The organism is Corynebacterium tuberculostearicum, from assembly GCF_030229345.1.
In the GTDB taxonomy this organism is placed as follows: domain Bacteria; phylum Actinomycetota; class Actinomycetes; order Mycobacteriales; family Mycobacteriaceae; genus Corynebacterium; species Corynebacterium tuberculostearicum_G.
The window spans coordinates 87,193-111,344 of sequence record NZ_JASPGP010000009.1; the positions used below are offsets into that span (position 1 = coordinate 87,193).

22 protein-coding genes are annotated in these 24,152 nt (G+C 61.2%); 19 read left to right on the plus strand and 3 right to left on the minus strand.

Annotated elements, in window-relative coordinates; genetic code table 11:
* Nucleotides 1-155: 155 nt before the first annotated feature.
* The 3 genes from QP884_RS07645 to QP884_RS07655 all read right to left on the minus strand — a co-directional run bounded on the left by QP884_RS07645 (nt 156) and on the right by QP884_RS07655 (nt 2,575).
* The gene (locus tag QP884_RS07645) at nt 156-665 is read right to left on the minus strand and encodes a YbjN domain-containing protein (protein WP_284821575.1); all 510 of its coding nucleotides are present in this window, start codon (nt 663-665) and stop codon (nt 156-158) included.
* Nucleotides 658-1,149, minus strand: coding sequence for a YbjN domain-containing protein (locus QP884_RS07650; RefSeq protein WP_204608924.1), 492 nt, complete (start codon nt 1,147-1,149; stop codon nt 658-660). The genes QP884_RS07645 and QP884_RS07650 overlap by 8 nt, the downstream gene beginning before the upstream one ends.
* 70 nt (nt 1,150-1,219) lie before the next feature.
* The gene (locus QP884_RS07655) at nt 1,220-2,575 is read right to left on the minus strand and encodes a TIGR01777 family oxidoreductase (RefSeq protein WP_284821576.1); all 1,356 of its coding nucleotides are present in this window, start codon (nt 2,573-2,575) and stop codon (nt 1,220-1,222) included.
* 145 nt (nt 2,576-2,720) lie between these two features.
* On the opposite strand from QP884_RS07655, the gene pyrR reads away from it, so the two are divergent.
* The 19 genes from pyrR to QP884_RS07750 all read left to right on the plus strand — a co-directional run bounded on the left by pyrR (nt 2,721) and on the right by QP884_RS07750 (nt 24,142).
* The gene (gene pyrR, locus QP884_RS07660; protein ID WP_284821577.1) at nt 2,721-3,329 is read left to right on the plus strand and encodes a bifunctional pyr operon transcriptional regulator/uracil phosphoribosyltransferase PyrR; all 609 of its coding nucleotides are present in this window, start codon (nt 2,721-2,723) and stop codon (nt 3,327-3,329) included.
* 2 nt (nt 3,330-3,331) lie between these two features.
* Complete coding sequence (locus QP884_RS07665; RefSeq protein WP_284821578.1) at nt 3,332-4,288, plus strand: aspartate carbamoyltransferase catalytic subunit; 957 nt, start codon at nt 3,332-3,334, stop codon at nt 4,286-4,288.
* A gap of 34 nt (nt 4,289-4,322) precedes the next feature.
* The gene (locus QP884_RS07670) at nt 4,323-5,660 is read left to right on the plus strand and encodes a dihydroorotase (RefSeq protein ID WP_284821579.1); all 1,338 of its coding nucleotides are present in this window, start codon (nt 4,323-4,325) and stop codon (nt 5,658-5,660) included.
* A 23-nt stretch (nt 5,661-5,683) separates the two neighbouring features.
* Nucleotides 5,684-6,865: a glutamine-hydrolyzing carbamoyl-phosphate synthase small subunit gene (carA, locus tag QP884_RS07675; protein ID WP_239192195.1), complete on the plus strand. Its 1,182-nt coding sequence runs from the start codon at nt 5,684-5,686 to the stop codon at nt 6,863-6,865.
* A gap of 25 nt (nt 6,866-6,890) precedes the next feature.
* Complete coding sequence (gene carB / locus QP884_RS07680; protein WP_284821580.1) at nt 6,891-10,232, plus strand: carbamoyl-phosphate synthase large subunit; 3,342 nt, start codon at nt 6,891-6,893, stop codon at nt 10,230-10,232.
* Nucleotides 10,216-11,055, plus strand: a complete 840-nt coding sequence (gene pyrF / locus QP884_RS07685) for an orotidine-5'-phosphate decarboxylase (protein ID WP_284821581.1) — start codon at nt 10,216-10,218, stop codon at nt 11,053-11,055. The genes carB and pyrF overlap by 17 nt, the downstream gene beginning before the upstream one ends.
* A 259-nt stretch (nt 11,056-11,314) precedes the next feature.
* The gene (mihF, locus tag QP884_RS07690) at nt 11,315-11,635 is read left to right on the plus strand and encodes an integration host factor, actinobacterial type (RefSeq protein ID WP_005328460.1); all 321 of its coding nucleotides are present in this window, start codon (nt 11,315-11,317) and stop codon (nt 11,633-11,635) included.
* An 8-nt stretch (nt 11,636-11,643) separates the two neighbouring features.
* Complete coding sequence (gene gmk / locus QP884_RS07695; protein WP_005324892.1) at nt 11,644-12,213, plus strand: guanylate kinase; 570 nt, start codon at nt 11,644-11,646, stop codon at nt 12,211-12,213.
* A 40-nt stretch (nt 12,214-12,253) separates the two neighbouring features.
* The gene (gene rpoZ, locus QP884_RS07700) at nt 12,254-12,556 is read left to right on the plus strand and encodes a DNA-directed RNA polymerase subunit omega (RefSeq protein ID WP_005324891.1); all 303 of its coding nucleotides are present in this window, start codon (nt 12,254-12,256) and stop codon (nt 12,554-12,556) included.
* Between the two features lie 129 nt (nt 12,557-12,685).
* The gene (gene coaBC, locus QP884_RS07705; RefSeq protein ID WP_284821582.1) at nt 12,686-13,933 is read left to right on the plus strand and encodes a bifunctional phosphopantothenoylcysteine decarboxylase/phosphopantothenate--cysteine ligase CoaBC; all 1,248 of its coding nucleotides are present in this window, start codon (nt 12,686-12,688) and stop codon (nt 13,931-13,933) included.
* 108 nt (nt 13,934-14,041) lie between these two features.
* Nucleotides 14,042-15,274 carry a methionine adenosyltransferase gene (metK, locus tag QP884_RS07710; RefSeq protein WP_040425247.1) on the plus strand — a complete coding sequence of 411 codons (1,233 nt, stop codon included), beginning with the start codon at nt 14,042-14,044 and terminating at the stop codon, nt 15,272-15,274.
* A gap of 11 nt (nt 15,275-15,285) precedes the next feature.
* Entirely contained in the window at nt 15,286-17,325 is a 2,040-nt protein-coding gene (locus tag QP884_RS07715; protein ID WP_284821583.1) for a primosomal protein N', read from the plus strand.
* A 99-nt stretch (nt 17,326-17,424) separates the two neighbouring features.
* On the plus strand, nt 17,425-17,937 hold the full coding sequence (def, locus tag QP884_RS07720) for a peptide deformylase (RefSeq protein ID WP_284821584.1): 513 nt from the start codon (nt 17,425-17,427) through the stop codon (nt 17,935-17,937).
* A 76-nt stretch (nt 17,938-18,013) separates the two neighbouring features.
* The gene (gene fmt, locus QP884_RS07725; RefSeq protein WP_284821585.1) at nt 18,014-18,961 is read left to right on the plus strand and encodes a methionyl-tRNA formyltransferase; all 948 of its coding nucleotides are present in this window, start codon (nt 18,014-18,016) and stop codon (nt 18,959-18,961) included.
* Complete coding sequence (locus QP884_RS07730; RefSeq protein ID WP_284821586.1) at nt 18,958-20,508, plus strand: RsmB/NOP family class I SAM-dependent RNA methyltransferase; 1,551 nt, start codon at nt 18,958-18,960, stop codon at nt 20,506-20,508. The genes fmt and QP884_RS07730 overlap by 4 nt, the downstream gene beginning before the upstream one ends.
* A 19-nt stretch (nt 20,509-20,527) precedes the next feature.
* Nucleotides 20,528-21,196: a ribulose-phosphate 3-epimerase gene (gene rpe, locus QP884_RS07735; RefSeq protein ID WP_204608957.1), complete on the plus strand. Its 669-nt coding sequence runs from the start codon at nt 20,528-20,530 to the stop codon at nt 21,194-21,196.
* Nucleotides 21,196-22,218: a bifunctional diaminohydroxyphosphoribosylaminopyrimidine deaminase/5-amino-6-(5-phosphoribosylamino)uracil reductase RibD gene (ribD, locus tag QP884_RS07740; RefSeq protein ID WP_284821587.1), complete on the plus strand. Its 1,023-nt coding sequence runs from the start codon at nt 21,196-21,198 to the stop codon at nt 22,216-22,218. The genes rpe and ribD overlap by 1 nt, the downstream gene beginning before the upstream one ends.
* A gap of 35 nt (nt 22,219-22,253) precedes the next feature.
* Entirely contained in the window at nt 22,254-22,847 is a 594-nt protein-coding gene (locus QP884_RS07745; RefSeq protein ID WP_284821588.1) for a riboflavin synthase, read from the plus strand.
* A gap of 32 nt (nt 22,848-22,879) precedes the next feature.
* A complete protein-coding gene (locus QP884_RS07750) occupies nt 22,880-24,142 on the plus strand; it encodes a bifunctional 3,4-dihydroxy-2-butanone-4-phosphate synthase/GTP cyclohydrolase II (protein ID WP_284821589.1) in 1,263 nt (420 codons plus the stop codon).
* Nucleotides 24,143-24,152 lie beyond the last annotated feature (10 nt).

Below are 24,152 nucleotides of genomic sequence, written 5' to 3' on the forward strand. Positions count from 1 at the left end.
GGCGGTATTTTCATGCCCAAGACAGTGCCTATCGACGCCCATCCGCGTGTCTCCATGTGCCCAGAACGGCCGAGAGTAAAAAGAACTCTCCCCGTCACCCTTGCGCCGTTGTTAAGGCGGAAGGAGAGGGGGAGAGCGGCGGATGTTAGTGCGGCTTAGCTCTGCGGGGCGTCGCTTGCGGCGGCGTCGCCAGATCCGGCATTGGCTGCGGTCTCGGAGCCAAGCTTGGCCATCTCTTCGGCGGCAGAAACCATGGCATCCTGGCCGCGTATGACGCCATCTACGGCGGTCTTCAGGGCAGCCTGCAGCTGCTCGTCGGTCATGCCGGCGGCGGCAGGGATATCGCGCTCGGTGCGCACCACGAGCATGTCATCGTGCTCCGAGATAACAGCGCGCGCGCCGAAGGCTACGGAGTTGATCTGGTTAGCCGCGAGGAAGAGGCCGGCGTCGGCCTTGGAATAGGCGGCGTCGGTAGGCACATCGCAGCGGACAATAACCACGGAATCGAGAACCGCGAACATGGTGGGCAGGCCGTTGAGGTTGGCGGTAGCTGCCTCAATATCGCTGTCCATCTTGGTCAATTCAATGTCGAAGGTACGCATGGCCTCGACAACGCGGTCAAGGGTGATCTCCGGCAGGTTGTTTTCGGTAGAGGCATTAGTCATGCTTGTGCTCCTCCCAAGTCACGAGCTGTGGGTAGTGTTCTTCCACGAAGGCGAAGGACTGCAGCATAGAATCCAGCGTGGACATCACGAAAGCGCCAATCTGATTGCGGGACAAACCGTGGGCAATGTTGATCTCGCGCACGCCAGAGACGGCGAGGTTATTCTCGGCTGACTCAAAGAAGCGCAGGGTTGGCGCGAAGTGCTGCTGGTTCCACTGGTTGAGCACCGTCAACAGGGTTGGGCCCTCAGAAGAAGGCACGTTGCCGCGCCAGACGGAATCCGCCACGAGCACATCATCGCGCACCTGCATGGCGATGGCGACGTTGGAGAAACCTGTGCGCAGGATCTGTACGGTTTCCTCCTCGCTCACTGGCTGCTCTTCGAGGCGGTATTCTAGGTTCTCAGATGCAAAGATTTCGCCGATGCGCTCGAGAGTTACGGGCTCTACCGGCGTATCGGGATACAGGGTTGGTTCTTCAGACACTTAAGTAGTCTCAATCCATGTACTAATCGGGGATAAAGGTCAACCTTTACTAGTTTACCTAAGTTCTTATCTAGTTACTGGGACTCCATAGGCGCTCGCCGCCAAGTTCGTGGGCGAGAGCAGTATCGATCGTGGGGTAGCGGAACGTATGCCCGATTTTGTGTAGAACCGTGGGGCTTACGCGTTGTTGCGCCAAGGCCAACTCTTGGGCGCCTTCCTTGCCCAGCAGGATTGTGGGACCGAAGGGCGGAACGGGGAGCAATGCCGGACGGTGTAGTTCGGCACCAAGGGCTTTGACGAAGTCCTTATTGAGCACCGGGTTAGGCGAGGCCGCATTGACCGGGCCTTCCAGCGAATCGTCCACGATGGCGCGGAAGTAGGCATCCGTCAGGTCATCGAGGGCGACCCAGCTGAACCAGAACTCACCGTCGCCGAAGGGGCCGCCCAATCCGGTAGAGAAGAGGGCGCGCAGCAGTGGCAGGAGGCCGGAACCGCCCGACATGGCGATGCCGGTACGAATATTGACCACGCGGGTGCCCGCGGCGCGGGCGGGCTCGCAGGCGCGCTCCCAGTCGACTACGACGTCTGCGAGGAAGCCCTCGCCAGGTGCGGAGTCTTCGGTGAGAATCTCATCGCCGCGGTCGGAGCCGTAGTAGCCCACGGCAGAGGCGCAAACCATGGTGCGGACGGAATCCGTGGACCCCGCTAGACGGGCTAGGCGCTCGGTAGGGCCAACGCGGGAATCGCGGATGGCGGCCTTGTGCTCGTCATTAAAGCGGCCGAAGATGGGCTCGCCTGCCAGGTGGACGAGGACGTCGACGCCGCGCAGGAGGTCGGGATCGGGGTGCTCCGGCCGCCAGGTGCGCTGGCCCTTGGGAGCCGTGCCGCGCACGAGCTGGATTACCGTGTGCCCGGCGGTGCGCAGTTGGGCGGTAAGCGCTGCGCCCACGCTGCCGCGGGAGCCGGTTACGGCGATGGTTAGTGGTTGGGTGTTTAAGGAGGCGTCGGCAAGCCGCTGGAGAAAGGAAAAATCCTCAATGAGCTGGTGCTGCCGATAAGCAAAGACCGATTCCAGCGCCGCCGAAGGAATGCGGGTAGTAACTTCATCGCGAACGAGCGTGCCGTCCGGGTGGTCCGCAAAGGTGTGGTGGTGTTGCCATTTGGCAAATTTGCGAATGGGGGAGTTTACGCACACATCGGTGAACTCATAGCCCTCGCGGTACTGGGAAAGCTTATGCTGAGCGGTCCAGCGCAGGCCGCCCGGAAGGCCCAGGATGGAGGCGCCATCGCCGAGGCTCTCTGCCTGCTGGATGGGCTTCATGAAGGCAAAGGGGGCGTTCAGACGGGTTAAAGCGCCTTGGCGGGTATGCCATTGCCAGACCTGCTCGCGCGGGGCGGGGACTATGTGTTCGGCGGAAAAACTCACTGTGTGGAGTGCCTCCTTCTTTTCGCCCTCACCCAAATGGTGGGGAAGGTGCTAGAGTATCTTGTGTCTAACAGCATAGACATTTTTGAGACCATCAACCGGCATCCTTTAAAGACCGCACCGTGAGGCGGGGAAGGAGGTCACGATGAGTGGAACTGACGCTACCGCGAACAAGCTAGAGCTTTTAAGCTCCGATGATGTTTCGCGTACCGTTGCACGCATCGCGCACCAGATCATTGAAAAAACGGCGCTCGATTCCGCGGACGCACCGCGGGTCATTCTGCTTGGCATTCCCTCTGGTGGCGTGCCACTTGCACAGCGCCTAGCGCACAAGATTGAAGAATTTTCCGGGGTTGCAGTCCCATGGGGCTCCCTCGATATCACCCTCTACCGCGATGACCTGCTTGGTAAGCCGCATCGCGCGCTCCAACCGACGACCATTCCCGCCGGTGGCATTGATAACTCCACCGTTATTTTGGTCGACGATGTGCTGTATTCCGGCCGCACTATCCGCGCCGCCTTGGACGCGTTGAGTGACGTGGGCCGTCCGGACATTATTCAGCTGGCCGTCTTGGTAGATCGCGGCCACCGCGAGGTTCCTATCCGCGCCGATTATGTGGGTAAGAATTTGCCCACCGCGCGAGAAGAAGATGTCACCGTATACAACAGCGAGATTGACGGCCGGGATGCGGTCGTATTGACCCGAGCCGCCGCAACTACGAACGGAACCGGCTCCGAAACGGGGGAGGCATAACCATGAAGCACCTCATCGATATGGCAGAGCTGGACCGAAGCGAAATTATCGGTCTGATGGATGAAGCGGATCGCTTCCGCGAGGCGCTCGAAGGCCGCGAGGTAAAGAAGCTGCCGACCCTGCGGGGCCGGACCATCTATACCCTCTTTTATGAAAACTCCACCCGCACCCGCTCGTCCTTTGAAACGGCCGGCAAGTGGATGTCCGCGGACGTCATCAACCTGTCTGCCTCCACCTCCTCGGTAAAGAAGGGCGAGTCCCTGAAGGATACGGGCCTTACCTTGGCCGCCATCGGCGCCGATGCGATCATCATGCGCCACCCTTCCTCTGGTGCGCCGCAGCAGCTGGCCCAGTGGGTTGCGCCTAACGGCAAGGGGCCTTCTGTGATCAACGCGGGCGACGGCGCGCACCAGCACCCAACGCAGGCGCTTCTCGACGCCGTCACGATGCGCCAGCGCTTAGGACTGCACAGCGACGAAGGCTTTGCCGGCCTGAAGGTAAAGATTGTGGGCGATTGCCTGCACTCGCGCGTCGTGCGCTCCAACGTAGATCTGCTCACCACTCTTGGTGCTGAGGTAACCCTCGTAGGCCCAGCCACCCTCATGCCCTTTGGGGTAGAGAATTGGCCGGTGCGGGTGTCCTATGACTTTGATGCGGAAATCGCAGACGCCGACGTCATCATGATGCTGCGCGTACAGCAAGAACGCATGAACGGCGGCTTCTTCCCCTCCCACCGCGAATACGCCAACCTCTTTGGTCTGTCCAAGGATCGCGCGGCGGCCATGCACAAGGACGCCATCGTCATGCACCCAGGCCCGATGCTGCGCGGCATGGAGATTAACTACGGCGTCGCAGATTTGGACAAAACTGCGGTCCTCCAGCAGGTGCACAACGGTGTACACGCCCGCATGGCGGTGCTGTTTACCCTGCTGACCAATGGCGAAAACGTCGGCATTTAAAACCGCGACCCACACTCAACTTTAGGGAGAGACAATGACTACTTACCCGGAAACCGGTCGCCTTTCCGCGCCGGCGGAATCCCCACTTGTGATTAAGAATGTGCGCCTGTACGGCGAAGGCGAGCCCACCGATGTCGTGGTCAAGGACGGCATCATCGCTGCCATCGGCGCCACGGCAGAAGCCGAGGATGCACAGGTCATCGACGGCCAGGGCAACGTGCTCTTGCCAGGCCTGGTGGATATGCACGTGCACCTGCGCGAGCCCGGCCGCGAGGACACCGAGACCATCGAGACCGGCTCCAAGGCTGCCGCCAAGGGCGGTTTCACCGCCGTGTTCACCATGGCTAATACCAACCCGGTGACCGACCAGCCGATCATCGCTGAGTCCGTATGGGCCAAGTCCCAGGCACTGGCGCTGTGCGACGTCCACCCGGTGGGCTCCATCACCAAGGGCCTGGAAGGCAAGACGCTGACTGAATTCGGCATGATGGCCCGCTCGGACGCCAAGGTGCGCATGTTCTCCGATGACGGCAAGTGCGTCCAGGATCCGCAGCTCATGCGTCGCGCTTTGGAATATGCCAAGGGCATGGACGTGCTGCTGGCGCAGCACGCCGAGGATGACCGTATGACCGGTGGTGCTTCCGCCCATGAAGGCGAGACCGCGGCCAAGCTAGGCCTGCGCGGGTGGCCGCGCGTGGCGGAGGAATCCATCGTGGCCCGCGACGCACTGTTGGCGCGCGACTACGGCAACCGCGTGCACATCTGCCACGCCTCGACCCAGGGCACCGTGGAGCTGCTGAAGTGGGCAAAGGAGCAGGATATTCCTCTCACCGCCGAGGTAACCCCGCACCACCTGTTGATGACCGACGACAAGCTGCGCACCTACGATGGCCTCTTCCGCGTCAACCCGCCGCTGCGCGAACAGCGCGATACCGCGGCACTGCGCGAGGCGCTGCTTAACGGCACCATTGACTGCGTCGCCACCGACCACGCCCCGCACGGCTCCGAAGACAAGTGCGTGGAGTTTGAAAATGCCCGCCCTGGCATGTTGGGACTGGAATCTTCCTTGGCCGTCATCGCCAAGATCTTCGTCGAGACCGGCTTGGCCGATTGGCGCTTTGTTGCCCGCGTCATGTCCGAGCGCCCCGCAGAAATTACCCGCCTGCCAGGCCATGGCCGCCCCATCGCAGAGGGTGAGCCTGCCAACTTGACCATTGTGGACCCGGACCACCATTGGGTTTCTGATTCCGCCAAGCTGGCCTCCAAGTCCGAAAACAACCCGTACGCTGGCGAAGAATTTGGCGCCCGCGTTACCCACACCATTTTGCGAGGTGCCGTCACTTTTGACTTGGCAGCCTCCGAAGAAGACTAACCTTGCACACTGAGACCACCTATATGGCAGAGAAAGGCCACGACGTGACTGATAGAACCCCAGCAATCCTCGTTCTCGCGGACGGGCGTACCTTCCGCGGTTATGGCTTTGGCGCCACCGGCACCACCTTGGGCGAGGCCGTATTCACCACGGCGATGACCGGCTACCAGGAGACCATGACGGACCCGTCTTACCACCGCCAGATTGTGGTTTCCGCAGCGCCGCACATTGGCAATACCGGTTGGAACGACGAGGACAATGAGTCCCACGGCAACCACATCTGGGTTGCGGGCCTCGTCATCCGCGACCTCGCGCAGCGCGTATCCAACTGGCGTGCAGAGCGCAGCCTGAGCGAAGAGATGGAAAAGCAGGGTGTCATTGGCATCCGCGGCATCGATACCCGCACCTTGGTACGCCACCTGCGCAACTACGGCTCCATTGCCGCCGGCCTGTTCTCCGGCGAAGATGCAAAGCGCCCGGTCGAGGAGTTGCTCAAGGAAGTTAAGTCCCAGGACTCCATGGAAGGCGCCGACCTAGCCGCAGAGGTATCTACCGACGAGCCGTACACGGTCGAGGCCGTAGGGGAGAAGAAGTACACCGTCGTTGCCTTCGATATGGGTGTGAAGACCGCAACCCCGCGCCACTTTTCTCAGCGCGGCATCGAAACCGTCGTCGTGCCCGCGAATACCTCCTTTGACAAGGTGAAGTCTTATAACCCGGATGGCGTCTTCGTCTCCAACGGCCCGGGCGACCCGGCTACCGCCGATGAAATGGTGGGCATCATCAAGCAGGTGCTCGAAGCCAAGATCCCGTTCTTCGGCATCTGCTTTGGCAACCAGCTCCTGGGCCGCGCGCTGGGCCTGGACACCTACAAGATGAAGTTTGGCCACCGTGGCATCAACGTGCCGGTGCGCAATAACGTGACCGGCAAGATTGATATCACCTCCCAGAACCACGGCTTCGCGCTGAAGGCGCCGGAAGGCTATGACCTCAACAGCAACGATGCCGAGTTCGCCACCGATTTCGGCCCCGCGCAGGTCACCCACATCTGCCTGAATGACGACACCGTTGAGGGCGTGGCATTGCGCAACGGCATGGCCTACTCCGTGCAGTACCACCCAGAATCCGCGGCGGGCCCGCACGATGCCAACCCGCTATTTGATCAGTTTGAAGAACTGATGGCTAACCACACCCCAAATAAGTAGACAACCAGGAAAAGGAAGAACAACTATGCCAAAGCGCAACGACATCAACCACGTCCTGGTCATCGGCTCCGGCCCAATCGTCATCGGCCAGGCTTGCGAGTTCGACTACTCCGGCACCCAGGCCTGCCGCGTGCTCAAGGAGGAGGGCCTGCGCGTAACGCTGGTCAACTCCAACCCGGCTACCATCATGACCGACCCTGAGTTTGCGGATCACACCTACGTGGAGCCTATCGAGCCGGAATACATCGAAAAGATCCTGGTCAAGGAGCGCGAAGAGGGCAACCCCATCGACGCCGTGCTGGCTACCCTGGGCGGCCAGACCGCATTGAACGCTGCAGTTCAGCTTGACCGCCAGGGCATTTTGGACAAGTACGGCATCGAGCTTATCGGCGCCGATATTGACGCCATCGAGCGCGGCGAGGACCGCCAGAAGTTCAAGGACATCGTCGCCTCCATCGGCGGTGAGTCCGCCCGCTCCGCTGTGTGCCATAACATGGATGAGGTCCACGAGACCGTCGACAAGCTCGGCCTGCCCGTCGTAGTCCGCCCCTCCTTCACCATGGGTGGCTTGGGCTCCGGTCTGGCCTTCAATAATGAGGACCTGGACCGCATCGCCGGCGGCGGCTTGGCCGCATCCCCTGAGGCCAACGTGCTCATTGAGGAATCCATCCTGGGCTGGAAGGAATACGAGCTCGAGCTCATGCGCGATGGCGATGACAACGTCGTGGTCGTTGCCTCCATCGAAAACGTCGATGCCCTAGGCGTGCACACCGGCGATTCCGTCACCGTCGCCCCGGCGCTGACGCTTACTGACCGTGAGTTCCAGAAGATGCGTGACTTGGGCATTGCCATCATCCGCGAGGTCGGCGTCGATACCGGCGGCTGTAATATCCAGTTCGCGGTTAACCCGGAAGACGGCCGCATCATCGTCATCGAGATGAACCCGCGCGTGTCCCGTTCCTCCGCGCTGGCATCCAAGGCCACCGGTTTCCCGATTGCCAAGCTGGCGGCCAAGCTCGCCATTGGCTACACCTTGGACGAGGTGCAAAACGACATCACCGGCGAGACCAAGGCGGCCTTCGAGCCGACCTTGGACTACGTCATTGTCAAGGCCCCACGCTTTGCCTTTGAGAAGTTCCCGGGTGCCGATGACACCTTGACTACCACCATGAAGTCTGTGGGCGAGGCCATGGGCATCGGCCGTAACTACATCGCGGGCCTGAACAAGGTCATGCGTTCTTTGGAAAACAAGCCCAATGGCTTCTGGACCAAGCCGGATGAGTACTTCGCCGGCGAGCGCGCCACTGACCTGCAGGCCGTGCTCAAGGATCTGGAGCGCCCGACCGAGGGCCGCATGTACGACATCGAGCTGGCCCTTCGCCTCGGCGCTTCTATCGACGAGGTCCACGAAGCTTCCGGCGTTGACCCATGGTTCATCGCTGAGCTGGCCACGTTAGTGGCCTTCCGCCAGGAGCTTATCGACGCCCCAGTGCTCACCGAGGAACTGCTGCGCGAGGCCAAGGTCTTTGGGCTTTCCGACGCCCAGATTGCCGCCCTTCGCCCCGAATTCAACGGCGAGGATGGCGTACGCAGCCTGCGCTGGCGCATGGGCATCCGCCCCGTGTACAAGACCGTAGATACCTGTGCCGGCGAGTTCGAGGCCCAGACCCCGTACCACTACAGCTCCTATGAGCTCGACCCGGATGCCGAGACCGAGGTTCGCCCGGCACCGGAAGGCTCCAAGGGCAAGGTCATCATCTTGGGCTCCGGCCCTAACCGCATCGGTCAAGGCATCGAGTTTGACTACTCCTGCGTTCACGCGGCCCTTGAGCTTTCGGAGCAGGGCTACGAGACCGTCATGGTCAACTGCAACCCGGAGACCGTCTCCACTGACTACGACACCGCAGATCGCCTCTACTTCGAGCCGCTGACCTTCGAGGACGTCATGGAGGTCTACCACGCGGAGGCCACTTCCGGTGACGTTGCCGGTGTGATTGTCCAGCTGGGTGGCCAGACTCCGCTGGGCCTCGCTGCCCGCCTGGAGGAGGCAGGCGTTCCGGTTGTGGGCACCAGCCCTGCAGCAATCGATTCCGCCGAGGACCGCGGCGAATTCGGCAAGGTCCTCGATGAGGCAGAATTGGCAGCACCGGAGTACGGCACCGCCACCTCCTTCGCGGAGGCCCGCGAGGTTGCTTCCTCCATCGGCTACCCAGTACTGGTTCGTCCGTCCTACGTGCTGGGCGGCCGCGGCATGGAAATCGTCTACGACGAAAAGGCGCTGGAAGACTATATCGAGCGTGCCACCGAGCTGTCTCCGGACCACCCGGTTCTGGTGGACCGCTTCCTGGATTCCGCCATCGAGATTGACGTTGATGCCCTGTGCGACGGCAACGAGGTCTACCTGGGCGGCGTCATGGAGCACATCGAGGAGGCCGGTATTCACTCCGGTGACTCCTCCTGTGCGCTGCCACCGATGACCCTAGGACCAGAGGACATTGAAAAGGTCCGCACGTCCACCCGCTTGCTCGCCGAGGGCATTGGCGTCAAGGGCTTGATGAACGTCCAGTTTGCCTTGAAGGATGACATCCTCTACGTCATTGAGGCCAACCCACGTGCTTCCCGTACCGTGCCGTTCGTCTCCAAGGCCACCGGAGTACCACTGGCTAAGGCAGCCTCTCGCGTCATGATGGGCTCGACCATCGCGGATCTACGTGCCGAAGGCATGATTCCTTCCGAATATGACGGTGGCTCTTTGCCGCTGGAGCACCCGATTGCCGTCAAGGAAGCAGTCTTGCCATTCAACCGCTTCCGCCGCCCCGATGGCAGCCTGCTCGATACGCTGCTCTCGCCAGAGATGAAATCCACCGGTGAGGTCATGGGCTTGGCTACCAACTTTGGCGCGGCCTATGCCAAGGGCGAAATTGCAGCCTTCGCCGTGCCGCCCACGGAGGGCACCGTCTTCGTTTCTGTTGCCAACCGCGACAAGCGCACCCTGATCTTCCCGATTCAGCGCCTGGCCCACATGGGCTACAACATCGTCGCCACCGCCGGCACCGCGCAGATGCTGCGCCGCAACGGTATCGAGTGCGAGGTTGCTGCCAAGGTCTCTGAGGCCAAGGAGGGCGAAGAATCTATCGTGGATAAGATCTTCAACGGCGAGATCGACTGGATTCTTAATACTCCAGCCGGCTCCGCCGGTGCCCGCCACGATGGCTACGATATCCGCGCCGCCGCCGTACACATGGAGATCCCACTGGTGACCACCGTGCAGGGTGTAACCGCAGCTGTTCAGGGCATCGAAGCTATGCGCATTGGCAACCTGCAGGTACGCGCACTCCAGGAGCTTGAGCATGGCCCACAGCACTAAAGGATTTGGCGAGCGGCTAGAAAAAGCCGGTCAGGAACGTGGGCGCCTGTGCGTTGGCATCGACCCACACCCATATCTCTTGGACAAGTGGGGACTGGAGCCTACCGCTGAAGGTCTGCGGACCTTTAGCATGCGCTGCGTTGAAGCCTTTAGCGATACCGCCGCCTTGGTAAAGCCACAGGTTGCCTTCTTTGAGCGCTTTGGTTCTCAGGGCTTCGCGGTCCTGGAAGAAGTCTTGGCTTCCCTGCGGGAAGCGGGGTGCCTTACTGTTGCCGATGCCAAGCGCGGCGATATTGGCTCCACCATGGCCGGCTATGCAGATGCGTGGCTCGGCGCTAGCTCGCCGCTGCGCGCAGACTCTGTGACCGTGTCGCCCTATCTAGGCGTTGGCGCACTGGGGCCGGTATTCACCAAGGCCGAAGAAACTGGCCGCGGTGTATTCGTCCTCGCCGCTACCTCCAATCCGGAGGCGCGTGACATCCAGTCGGTCCCGGTGGGCGAGGAGAGCACTATCGCTCAGGGCGTCGTCGATGAATGCGCCGCGTTCAATGTCGAGGCGAACAAGGCCGACAAGCCTGGCGATGTCGGCGTAGTCGTCGGCGCTACGTTGGACAATCCGCCGCGCCTCGATGCGCTCAATGGTCCAGTTCTTCTGCCCGGTGTCGGCGCCCAGGGCGCTGGCCCAAAGCAGGTGCACGGCATTGTTTCTGCTCATCCATCGCTGGGATTCGCCAATGTGTCTCGAGCAGTGCTGGAGCAAGGTCCTGACGTCGCTGACCTGCGCAAAGCAGTTGCTCAGGTGGCAGCGGAGTTCCGGGACTAGAAGGGGCGGCGTGGCTGATTAACAGCCGCGCCGTTTACCTGGTACTTTGTTTAAGGTATGTGCGGTGACGTGCTAAAATAGGCGTGCTTTTGGACCCGCTAATCGTCACCGTTCAATGAGCAGTGCTAGGATTACCAGAAGTCGGTTTGCTCGAAGGTTATTAATAACTTTCCGCGGTGTATTAACTGCGTTAGGCAACCGTAATCTGGTACCAAGTACTAGACGTAACAGAATCAATCTAATGAATCGGAGGAAACCCGTGGCCCTTCCAAAGTTGACTGATGAGCAGCGCAAGGAAGCTCTCGCAAAGGCCGCTGAGGCCCGCAAGGCTCGCGCCGAGCTCAAGGCTGCGCTCAAGCGCGGCGAGACCGACCTGAAGGACGTGCTCGAAAAGGCTGAGACCGATGAGATCATCGGCAAGACCAAGGTTTCTGCGCTCCTCGAGGCTCTGCCGAAGGTTGGCAAGGTCAAGGCTAAGGAAATCATGGAGGACCTGGAGATTGCTCAGACCCGTCGTCTGCGCGGCCTGGGTGAGCGTCAGCGTCGTGCTCTCCTCGAGCGTTTCGGTTACGGCGAATAGTCACAACCATGGCTGACGCAACTGCACGCGGGCGCCTCGTCGTTCTGGCGGGGCCTTCCGCAGTGGGAAAATCCACCGTAGTTTCGCGTCTGCGCAGTGACGTCGAGGGGCTGTACTTCAGCGTGTCTATGACCACGCGCCAGCCCCGCCCCGGGGAGCAGGACGGTGTCGATTACTTCTTCGTCACCCCAGAAACCTTCCAGGAGCGAATCGATGCCGGGGAGATGCTCGAATGGGCTGATATCCACGGCGGATTGCAGCGCTCTGGAACGCCCGCCCAGCCGGTAGAGGAAGCTTTGGCCGCTGGCCGCCCGGTACTCGTTGAGGTGGATCTCGCGGGTGCCCGGAGTGTTAAGAAAGCGCTGCCGGAGGCAGACCTGGTCTTTTTGGCGCCCCCGTCATGGGAGGTACTTGTGGAGCGGCTCACCGGCCGCGGTACCGAGCCGCAAGACGTCATTGACCGTAGGTTGCAAACTGCGCATGAGGAACTAGCCGCACAGGACGAGTTCGATCACGTCGTTGTGAACGAGGATCTGGACGAGGCAGTATCTGCCATTAGTGATATCCTGCGGGCATAGACCTCCTTTTTGACCATCTTCAATCAATGTAAAGGTGCATGTGACTAACGTGACCACCCCTTCTAACACTGAAGCCGCAAAGGCGGAACCAGTATTTGATGATCCGATCGGCATTACTGATCCCCCGATCGATGAGCTTTTGGACAAGGTTTCCTCTAAGTACGCTTTGGTCATCTTTGCCGCTAAGCGCGCACGTCAGATCAATAGCTACTACCAAGAGCAGGATGAAGGTGTCTTCGAGTTCGTAGGCCCGCTGGTTACCCCAGAGCCAGGCGAAAAGCCTTTGTCCATCGCATTGCGCGAGATTGATGCTGGCCTGCTTGACCACGAGGAAGGCAAGTAACTAGCACTAAGCGTGTAATAGCTTTAAGGCTCCACGCGCCGCCACGGATGTGCATCCCCGAATTGGGGTGCACCTCTTGGTCGCGGCGGGTGGGGCCTTTCTCTATGTCGGCAGGTACCATCGTGCGGTGTGACTGATAAAGATACCTCTCGCAATATTGTTCTGGGCGTCGCTGGCGGCATCGCCGCCTACAAGGCGTGCCACCTCGTGCGCAATCTCAAGGAAGCGGGCGATGACGTCCGCGTTGTCCCGACGGAAAGTGCACTGAACTTCGTGGGCGCGGCTACGTTTGAGGCCCTATCCGGCCATCCCGTCTCCACGAGCGTGTTTGAGGCCGTGGATGAGGTGCAGCACGTCAACGTAGGACAGCATGCGGATGCCGTGGTCATTGCGCCCGCCACCGCGGATCTTATCGCGCGCTTGGCTGCAGGCCGAGCAGACGATTTGCTCACGGCCACCGTATTGGTCGCGACGTGCCCGGTTATTGTGGCCCCAGCCATGCACACTGAAATGTGGCATAACCGCGCAACGCAGGACAACGTGGCTACTTTGCGACGTCGCGGTATCACCGTCATCGAGCCCGCCCACGGCCGCCTAACCGGCAAGGATTCTGGCCCGGGTCGTTTGCCGGAGCCGGAACAGATTGCGGAGATTGTCCGTACTGAACTGGCAGGCTACCGAGTCCAGCACACCTGGCAGGGCAAGAAGGTCGTCATATCAGCCGGCGGCACCCAGGAAGAGCTGGATCCGGTCCGCTACTTGGGTAATCGTTCTTCCGGCAGGCAGGGATTTGCACTCGCGGAATGGGCCGCCCAGATGGGGGCCAAGGTCACCGTCGTTGCGGGTAATACCGCCCAACTTCCTGTGCCAAGCGGCGCGAAATTGCGCCACATTGTCTCCACCCGTGAGCTAGAGGACGCCATGCGCGAGGAGTCCCGCGATGCGGACGTAGTGATCATGGCCGCCGCGGTTTCTGACTTCCGTCCCGCGGAGGTTGCCGAATCAAAGATGAAGAAGGGGCAGGCAGACGATGCACTCTCGACGCTCCATCTGGTGGAAAACCCGGATGTACTCAAAGGGCTCGTTGCCGCGCGCGAGCGCTCGGAAATCTCTGCCGAATGCGTGATTGTAGGGTTCGCCGCCGAAACCGGCGATGCCCAGAAGTCCGCCTTGGACTATGCCCAGGAAAAGTTTGCGCGTAAGGGCTGCGACGTGCTCATGGCCAATGAGGTCGGGCGCGGAAAAACCTTTGGCCAAAAGTCCAATGAGGGGTGGATTTTACGTCCGGATTGCGCGCCACAACGCGTGGAGCATGGCTCGAAGCAGGTTGTTGCCGCTCAGATTCTTTCGGCCGTGAATGAAATGTTTCAGGTGTAGACAACTAAAATTGCATTTATAGACCGCTTGGTCTAGGATTGCGAGGTATTAGGCTTGGGCGTAGAAACCCACAGCATCGAATCAACAGTGAGAACAAAGGAAGTTTTTGTGACTGATAACGCTGCAGTGGCAACTCGTCTTTTTACCAGCGAGTCCGTTACGGAAGGCCATCCCGATAAGATTTGTGACGCCATTTCTGACGCCATCCTTGATGCCCTGCTGGAAAAGGATCCAGCATCCCGCGTCGCCGTTGAGACGTTGGTAACCACCGGCCAAGTCCACGTGGTGGGCGAGGTTCGCACCGAGGCATACGTAGAAATCCCGGCGCTGGTGCGCGACACCCTTAAGTCCATCGGCTTTACTTCTTCGGAAGTCGGCTTTGATGGCAACACCTGTGGCGTGAATATCGCCATTGGCGAGCAGTCCCAGGAAATTGGCGCCGGAGTAGACAACTCCACTGAGGCCCGCGCCCATGACGAGGACTACGACGCCGAAAACGATACCGCCGGCGCAGGCGACCAGGGTTTGATGTTCGGCTATGCCTCTAATGAGACCGCTGAGTACATGCCACTGCCCATCGCTTTGGCGCACCGCCTGTCCCGCCGCCTGACGCAGGTACGTAAGGAAGGAATCGTCGATCACCTGCGCCCGGATGGCAAGACCCAGGTGACCTTTGCCTACACCGACGACAATGAGCCGTCCCACCTGGATACCGTGGTGATTTCCACGCAGCACGATGCCGAGGTCGATAGCGCTTGGTTGGAAGGTCCCTTGCGCAGTGAGGTCCTTGAATGGGTTATCAAGGACGCCGGCTTGGAGAAGTACTACACCGAAGACACGACCTTGTTGGTCAACCCTTCCGGTTCCTTCATCCTTGGTGGTCCGATGGGAGATGCCGGTCTTACCGGCCGCAAGATCATCGTCGATACTTACGGCGGCATGGCTCGCCACGGCGGCGGCGCGTTCTCTGGCAAGGACCCGAGCAAGGTGGACCGTTCCGCTGCTTATGCCATGCGCTGGGTGGCTAAGAATATCGTCGCCGCGGGCTTGGCAGATCGCGCTGAAGTCCAGGTGGCTTATGCAATCGGCCGCGCCAAGCCGGTGGGTCTGTACGTGGAGACCTTCGGTACCGCCAAGGAAGGCCTGAGCGATGCGAATATCCAGGCTGCGGTGAATCAGGTATTTGACCTGCGCCCGGCCGCTATCATTCGCGAGCTCGACCTATTGCGCCCCATCTATGCGCAAACTGCGGCCTACGGTCACTTTGGCCGCACCGACGTTGAGCTGCCATGGGAGCAGTTGAACCGAGTGGAAGCATTGCGTGCTGCCGCTGGTCTGTAGAATCGAGGCCTATGCCTAAGAAAACACCCGCCACCCGGAAGCCGGTTGCGCGGGTGTTGCCTCTTTTAGGTGTCGCGCACCTAGACCGCGGATTTGATTACCTCGTAGAAGAGGCAGACTCGGAAGAAGTCCAACCGGGGATTAAGGTGCGCATCCGCTTCAACGGGCGCTTGGTGGACGCGATTGTCTTAGAACGCTGGCATGATTCTGAATTTGGCGGCAACCTGCGCTTTATCGAGCGCATTATCTCACCCTTCCAGGTTTATCCGCCGCAGCTGGCCCGGCTTGTCGACGCCCTGGCAGACCGCTACGGCGGCGTGCGCTCAGACATTATCCGCTCCGCTATCCCGCCGCGGCACGCCAAGGCGGAGGAATCCGACCTGGAAACCCCGTGGGAGGAGCTCGGCACCACGAGCGAGCCCGACCTATCAGGATGGTCGGCCTATCAACATGGCGAGGCTTTCGTTGACTCGATTCTGGCCGGCAAGCTCGCCCGTGCCGCTTGGCAAATCGCCCCGGGCGATGATTGGGCACATGCGCTGGCTGCCCTCGCTGCCAAAGTGGCGCTTGGCGGTGGCGGAGTTCTCCTCGTCGCCCCGGACCAGAAGAGCGTTGATGCCTTGGAAACCGCGCTGCGACAGGTGCTTGGCGCAAAGCAGATAACGGTGCTGACTAATAGCATGGGCCCGCAGGCGCGCTACCGCCGTTATCTCTCCGCGCTAGTGGGCCAAGCGCGCGTGGTCATTGGCACCAGGTCCGCCGCCTTTGCCCCGGTCAAAGACCTGCAACTGGCGGTGATCCTCGATGATGGCAATGATAATTTGGTCGACAACCTCAAGCCCTATGTTCACGCGAGGGAAGTGCTCACCACCCGCTCAGCCTTCGAAGGCTGCAGCATGGTTTTGGCGAACCATTCACGGACGGCGGAGACACAGCTCCTCGTGGAATCAGGATGGGCGCACGACGTGGTGGCCAAAGACCAAACCATAACGGCGCGTTGCCCGGCTATCGAGGCGGTGGGGTCGTTCGGTCTGTCTATCGCTCGCGATCTCCAGGGCGGCACCACAAAAGTACAGGCGCAGGCCTTCCAAGCTGCCCACCAGGCGCTGGATAGGGGAGAGCCGGTGCTGGTGCAGGTACCGCGCAAGGGCTATGCGCCCATTTTGGCCTGCGGCCAGTGCCGAGCGCCGGCTCGCTGCCGGCATTGCAATGGGCCGTTGGGGCTGCCGCCCAAGGGGGCGTCGGCAAGCGCAGGCTCGGAAGAAGCAGTAATGCCTACGTGCCGCTGGTGTGGTCGCATTGAGGCACGGCATCGGTGCACCGAATGCGGGTCCCCGCGCCTGCGAGCCATCGTGTTGGGCTCGGAGCGCACTGCGGAAGAAATGGGCCGGGCGTTTCCCAATACGCGGGTGGTGGTCTCGGGCGGAAACAAGGTGCTCGATGCGGTGGACAATGCGCCGGCGCTGGTCATTGCCACCCCTGGCGCCGAACCGACAGTAAAAGATGGTGCCTATGGCACGGCGTTGCTCTTGGACGCCGGAGCATTGCTCAACCGGCAAGACCTGCGCGCCACGGAGGACACCCTAGCGAAGTGGGCGCAGGCGGCTACCTTGGTGCAGCCGCATTTCAAGGGTGGTCGAGTAATCCTGGCGGCCGATGACTCGCTCACCGTAGTCCAGCATTTCCTACGCTGGGATATGGTGGGCGCGGCCGCGGCAGAGCTTGCTGCCCGGCGCGAAGTGCGCTTCCCACCCGCGGTGCATTTTGCTGCCATCGACGGTGCGGATGCATCCCTGGATGGCTTTGCCGAGCTTGTGGATCTTCCAGACCACGCGGAGGTATTAGGACCAGTTCCCCTTCCGCCGGGGCAGAGCCTGCCTGGTGACTACGATAGCCAGCGCTTTGGCCCACCCCAGCGGTTGGTCGTGCGCACCCCGCTGGGGCCGCGTTCCCAATTGGGGCGGGCTTTACGCAGCGCCAATGCGTCGCGCAGCGCCCGCAAGGATGATCTGCCTTTGCGCATTGTGGTTGACCCTATCCACGTGGGTTAGCCATATCGGGGCCATAGGCGCTCATGCGCTAATCTCGACGGAGGAAGCCGCCACCGCCGGCCGGCTTGGTCTCGGTGCCATGAGAAAGGTGTGATTGCCATGTCCCTTCGAGAGCTGCGTATCTACGGCGACCTAGTCTTGGGCAGCCGCGCGGAGGAAATTAGTAAATTTGATGCCGGTCTGCGCGCTCTGGCGAGCGATATGCTCGAGACCATGGATAAAGCCGGGGGAGTAGGGCTAGCGGCTAATCAGGTGGGGATTTTGCAGCGAATCTTTGTCTATGACTGCTCGCACACCCAATCTGGGCTGCGCGGGGCGATTGTTAACCCGGTCTGGACTCCGGTGGGAGAGCAGCAGCAAACAGGCCCGGAAGGATGCCTATCCATTCCGGGAATTAGCGCAGAAACCACGCGGTTTAACCAGGTTTTTGTGTCTGGCCAGGATATTGAGGGGCGCCCTGTGTCCATGGTGGCCTCTGGACTGATGGCTCGGTGCATCCAGCATGAGACCGATCACCTCGATGGGGTGCTCTTCTTACAACGCTTGGAGGCGCCAGTGCGCAAGGAGGCCATGCGCGCCATCCGTGAATCCGAGTGGTTCAACGCCTCGTAGCCCACTCGCTGTGGCGGCAGCGTTGCGGCGTTGTAGCCTAGTATTTTGAACGATATTAAGAGGAGAGTTTCCCCGCATGCGGATCATTTTTGCCGGTACCCCTGAGCCAGCTGTTGTGGCCTTGGAAAAGCTGCTTGCCTCGTCGCACGAGGTAGTGGCGGTAATTACTCGCCCAGACGCGAAGAAGGGCCGCGGCCGCACTCTTCACCCGAGCCCAGTGAAGGCGCTCGCCCAAGAACATGGCATCGAAGTATTGACCCCGACCACCCTGCGCCCTGACTCGGAGGATGGGCAGGCGCTGCGCGCCCGCTTAAAGGAATTGCAGCCTGAGGCGATTCCGGTGGTGGCCTACGGCAATCTGGTGACTAAGGACCTGCTGGAACTACCACAGCATGGCTGGGTAAACCTGCACTTTTCCTTGCTTCCGGCATGGCGCGGTGCTGCACCAGTGCAGGCTGCCATTGCCGCAGGCGATGACGTTACCGGCGCATCAACCTTCCGCATCGAAGAGGGCCTGGATACGGGCCCGGTGCTCGGCACCGTGACGGAGGAGATTAAAGGCACCGATACTGCCGATGACCTGTTGACGCGCCTTGCCTATTCCGGCGGCGATCTGCTCGTGGCCACCATGGATGGCCTAGCGGCGGGACAGCTGGAGGCACAGCCGCAGCAGGGCGAGGCTACCTATGCGCCGAAAATCTCTACCGCGCAGGCCCGCGTGGAGTGGTCACAGCCTGCCTTTGCTATCGATCGGCACATTCGCGCACACACGCCTGGGCCGGGTGCATGGACCATGTGGGACGAGGCCCGCGTGAAGATTGGACCGGTCAGCCTCATAGAAGAGGTGGCGGTTCCACAGGAATTAGAACCAGGGCAGCTGCACATTGCCAAGAACGCCGTATTCATCGGTACCGGTACGCAGCCAGTCCAGCTGGGTAAAATCCAGCCTCCGGGAAAGAAGATGATGAATGCGGCCGATTGGGCCCGCGGACTAGGCAAGGATGCCGAGGTGAAGTTTCAATGAGTGGTGGTTTCCGTTCCCGCAGCAAGTCCGGGGATAAGTCGCCGGCGGGCAAGCCGCAGGACTCCCACAAATCCACTGGTGCGAAGGGCCGAGATGGCCGCCCGCAACGGCAGCAGCGTGGCAGCCGCGGTGGGCAGCATAGGGGCCGGCAGGCTGCTAAGGGCCAGCGTCCCGGCAAGCGCCAGGAAGGCGGTCTGATTCAGGCCGCGCTGGCCGCGGGCGTGGATGCGCCGCGTTCGGTCGCCTTCGACGTGGTGCGCAGGGTAAGCGATGATGATGCCTTCGCTAACCTCATTCTGCCCAAGGCACTGCGCAAGCAAAAGCTCAAGGGGCGCGACGCCGCCTTTGCCACCGAAATCACCTATGGCACGCTGCGCACCCTTGGCGTAGTTGATGCCGTCATCGCGGAATGCTCTTCGCGCGGCCTCGAGGCCATTTCCCCGGCCGTGGTTGATGCCTTGCGCCTGGGCACCTATCAAGTTCTTTATACCCGCGTGGAGCCACACGCAGCGGTTGATACCACCGTTCGATTGGTAGAAGCCGCCGGTGAAGTCAAGGCCAAGGGCTTTGCCAATGGCATCATGCGCACCATTACGCGGACGCCGGCCAAGACCTGGCTGGACAAGCTCGCTCCACAGGGGGAAATCGCCGGCATCGCCTTTAAGCATGCCCACCCCACCTGGATTGCGGAATCGTTTAGTCGCGTGTTGGGTCTAGGGGAGTTGGAGACTGCCCTGGCAGCGGACTCTGAGCGACCTTCGGTGCACCTAGTGGCTCGCCCAGGGGAAATCTCGGCCGAGGAATTGGCCCTGATGACCGGCAATGAGGAGGGGCGTTATTCCCCTTATGCGGTGTACATGGACTCCGGTGACCCCGGCCAATTGGAACCCGTGCGCCAGGGATTGGCGGCCGTGCAGGACGAGGGCTCGCAGCTGATTGCCCGCGCGGTATGCGAGGCGCCCCTCGAAGGCGAGGACAGCGGCCGGTGGCTGGATCTCTGCGCCGGTCCCGGCGGTAAGGCGGCCTTGATGGGCGCGCTTGCCCGCATCGACTCCGCGCATGTTGATGCAGTGGAGGTATCTCCGCACCGAGCGGCGCTGATTGAAAAGACGGTCAGCGATTTACCCGTGGACGTTCATGTGGCAGATGGCCGCAATCCCGGCGTGGGAGAGGGCTTTGACCGCGTGCTTGTCGACGCCCCTTGTTCCGGCCTTGGCGCGCTCCGTCGCCGCCCCGAGGCGCGGTGGCGCAAGTCGGAGGCCGATATTGCCGAGCTCAACCAGCTGCAATTCGAGCTCTTGTCTTCCGCATTAAACCTGGTGCGTCCAGGTGGCGTGGTTATCTACTCCACGTGTTCGCCAGATCTGCGCGAGACGAGGGGCATCGTTGACCGCGCCGTGCGCGAACTCGGCGCCGAAGAACTCGATGCGCACGCCCTTATTCCGGATATGGGCGATGTGGGCCATGAGAAGTCCGTGCAGATGTGGCCGCATCGGCACGGTACCGACGCCATGTTCTTTGCGGCCCTTCGCCGCGCAGCCGACTAATCGCGATAGACTGGTGGGCATGTCCGCACCGATTATTTCCCCTTCCATTCTGGCCGCCGATTTTTCTCGCTTGGGCGAGGAACTAGCGGCGATTGATACCGCAGACTGGGTCCATGTGGACATTATGGATGGGCACTTTGTGCCCAACCTGTCCTTCGGCCCAGATATCACGGCCACGGTCCATCGCAGCACCGATAAGCCACTAGATGTCCACCTCATGATCGAGGAACCCGAAAAGTGGGTGGAGACCTACGCCAAGGCGGGCGCACATACGATTATCTTCCACGTGGAGGCCGTCGCCGATGACCAGGCGGCAGTGGACTTGGCCCAGCGCATCCGCGATTTGGGCGTGCGTGCGGCCTTTTCCATCAAGCCAGGCACCGCCATCGCGCCGTGGTTGGATAAGCTGCACCATTTCGATGAGGTGCTCGTGATGTCTGTGGAGCCTGGCTTCGGCGGGCAAAAGTTCATGCCGGAAATGCTGGAGAAGGTCCGTATGCTGCGCCGCAGCATTGATGATCAGGGCCTTGATACCGTCATCGAGATCGATGGCGGTATTTCACCCGAGACCATCGGGGCAGCCGCCGAGGCGGGCTGCGATGCTTTCGTGGCAGGCTCAGCCGTATTCAAGTCGGACGATCCCGCCGGCGTCGTGAAGCAGCTGCGTGATCTGGCGGCTGGTGCCTAATGGGCGCGGGGCTACAAGACAGCAACATCTCCGCAGCGCTATTGCGCGCAATGGCCGCGGGTGCTGAGGTACGTGGAACCACGAGCCCTAACCCACCGGTAGGCGCGGTCATCGTGTCGCCAGCTGGGGAAATTGTGGGCGTCGGCGCCACCCAGCCCGTAGGAGGTGCGCATGCCGAGGTCATGGCGTTGCGTGAGGCCGGCGATAAGGCACGCGGGGCCACGGCCGTGGTCACCTTGGAACCCTGTGCGCATACCGGCCGCACGGGCCCATGCGCGCAGGCGCTTATCGATGCCGGCGTGGCTCGCGTGTACTACCTCCACGCCGATCCCACCCCGCAGGCTGCGGGTGGAGCAGAAGTGTTGGCGGAGGCTGGAGTGGACGTCGCCAAGCTAGAAAAGCCCCCGCACGCCGAGGATGCTTTGGTGCCATGGCTATTCGCCGTGCGCACCCAACGGCCCCACGTCACCTTGAAGTTCGCGCAAACGCTGGACGGTTTTACGGCCGCGGCCGATGGAACCAGCCAATGGATTACGGGCGAGGAAGCGCGCGATTGGGTGCATGCCGATAGGGCGCACCGCGATGCCATCGTGGTAGGTACCGGCACTGCGCTGGCTGATAATCCCTCGCTCACCGCACGCTTTAACGACGGGAGCCTGCGCGCACACCAGCCACGCCGGGTGGTTATTGGCAAGCGTGATTTGGAATCGGCGGGCGATGCAGCAAGCCACCTGCGCGAGTTGGGGTACGAGCAGTACGAGAGCATCGAAGAGGCGCTCTTCGAGCTCTACGCTACCGGTGCCCGCGACGTCCTCGTGGAAGGAGGCGCAGGCCTAGCCAGTAGCTTCCTGAAGGCCGATTTGGTGGATGCCATCTCTGCCTATATTGCGCCACTTTTGCTGGGCGAAGGCCGCGGCGTGCTCGCACACCCCGTGACCCAGACGCTGGCAGAAGCCACCCGTTTCCGCCGGGTGGGAATGAAGGCGCTGGGTGATGACGTTCTTATTGAATACGTGCGCTAGGCGCTGGACAAAGCAGTGAGCGAGAAAGGTTGGACGTGTTTACTGGGCTAGTACAAGAGTTGGGCACCGTGGAGGCAATGGAACCGCATGCAGACGCGCTGCGTTTGAGCATTCGTGCCCCGCGTACCGTTGCGGAGGCCGCACTGGGTGATTCCATTGCCATTAACGGCGTATGCCTTACCGTGGCGGATCTGTCGGCCGATACTTTTTGTGCGGATGTGATGCAGGAGTCCCTTGACCGCACCGCCCTGGGGCGCCTTGCCGAGGGTGATCCGGTCAATGTCGAACCGGCGCTGCTTCCCACCACCCGGCTGGGCGGGCACATTATGCAAGGACACGTGGACGGCACCGCTACGCTCCAGAGCCGAACTAGCTCCGAGAACTGGGATGTGCTGCGGTTTAGCTTGCCATCCGAGCTTGCCCGGTACGTCGTGGAAAAGGGCTCCATTGCCGTAAGCGGCACCTCGTTGACCGTGAGCGCCGTGGGCCCAGACTGGTTTGAGGTATCCCTTATCCCCACCACTTTGCGCGATACCATTCACGGCGCCTTGCCGGTGGGAGGAGAGGTAAACCTCGAGGTGGATGTGCTGGCCAAGTACGTAGAAAAGATGTTTCACCCCGAAGCTTAACCCCTTGAGGCTAAGGACTAGACTGCTACCTTATGAGCGCGAGTGATAATTCCATCCGTCTAGATTCCATCGACCAGGCCATCGCGGATATCGCCGCTGGTAAGCCGGTTGTTGTCATCGATGATGAGGATCGCGAAAATGAAGGCGATCTGATTTTCGCCGCGGAGCTAGCCACTCCGGAACTCGTGGCCTTCATGGTGCGCTATTCCTCTGGATATATCTGCGCACCCTTGCTGCCAGACGATTGCAACCGCCTGAACCTACCGCCGATGCTGGCGGTCAACCAGGATGTGCGCGGTACCGCCTATACGGTGACCGTGGATGCAGCAACGGGCAGTACCGGTATTTCTGCGACCTCGCGCGCAGAAACCATCCGCCGCCTGGCAGACCCCGCGACCACTCCAGGAGAGTTCACCCGCCCGGGCCACGTAGTGCCGTTGTGTGCCCGCCCAGGCGGCGTTCTGGAGCGGGACGGTCATACTGAGGCTTCCATTGATCTGGCCCGTTTGGCGGGCCTGCGCCCGGCCGGTGTGCTGTGCGAGATCGTCTCTGAGGATGACCCCACGGATATGGCGCGCTCGCCAGAGTTGCGTCGCTTTGCCGATAAGCATGGGCTCTCCATGATCTCTATCGCGCAGCTCATCGAGTGGCGCCGCCATAATGAAACGCAGGTCACCCGCCAGGTAACCACCGAGCTGCCCACCGAATACGGTCACTTCACCGCCATTGGTTACCGCCATGAGGTAGACGGGCAGGAACACGTTGCGTTGGTCGCAGGGGAACCTTCCGAACTGCGCGGCGCACGCGACGTCATGGTGCGCGTCCATTCCGAATGCCTAACCGGTGATGCCTTTGGTTCACGGCGCTGCGATTGCGGGCCCCAACTGCATGAATCCATGCGCCTTATCAGCCAGGAAGGCCGCGGCGTGGTCATCTACCTGCGCGGTCAGGAAGGACGCGGCATCGGGCTTTTGCATAAGTTGGAGGCGTACCGCCTGCAGGATTCGGGCATGGATACCGTCGATGCCAACCTGGAGCAGGGCCTGCCCGAGGACGCCCGCGAATATTCCGTTGCCGGCCAGATCCTTCGCGATCTCGGCATAGAATCCGCGAACCTTTTAACCAATAATCCGCATAAGGGCGAAGGGCTGAGCGGATTTGGCGTGGATGCCAGCCACCACACGCCGCTGGCCACCCCAGCCCACGCGGATAATATTGACTACCTGCGTACTAAGCGCGACCGCATGGGCCACGACCTCCCGCAGGTTGCCCAGTGGGATGCCGAACATAAGTAAAGCTTTGACG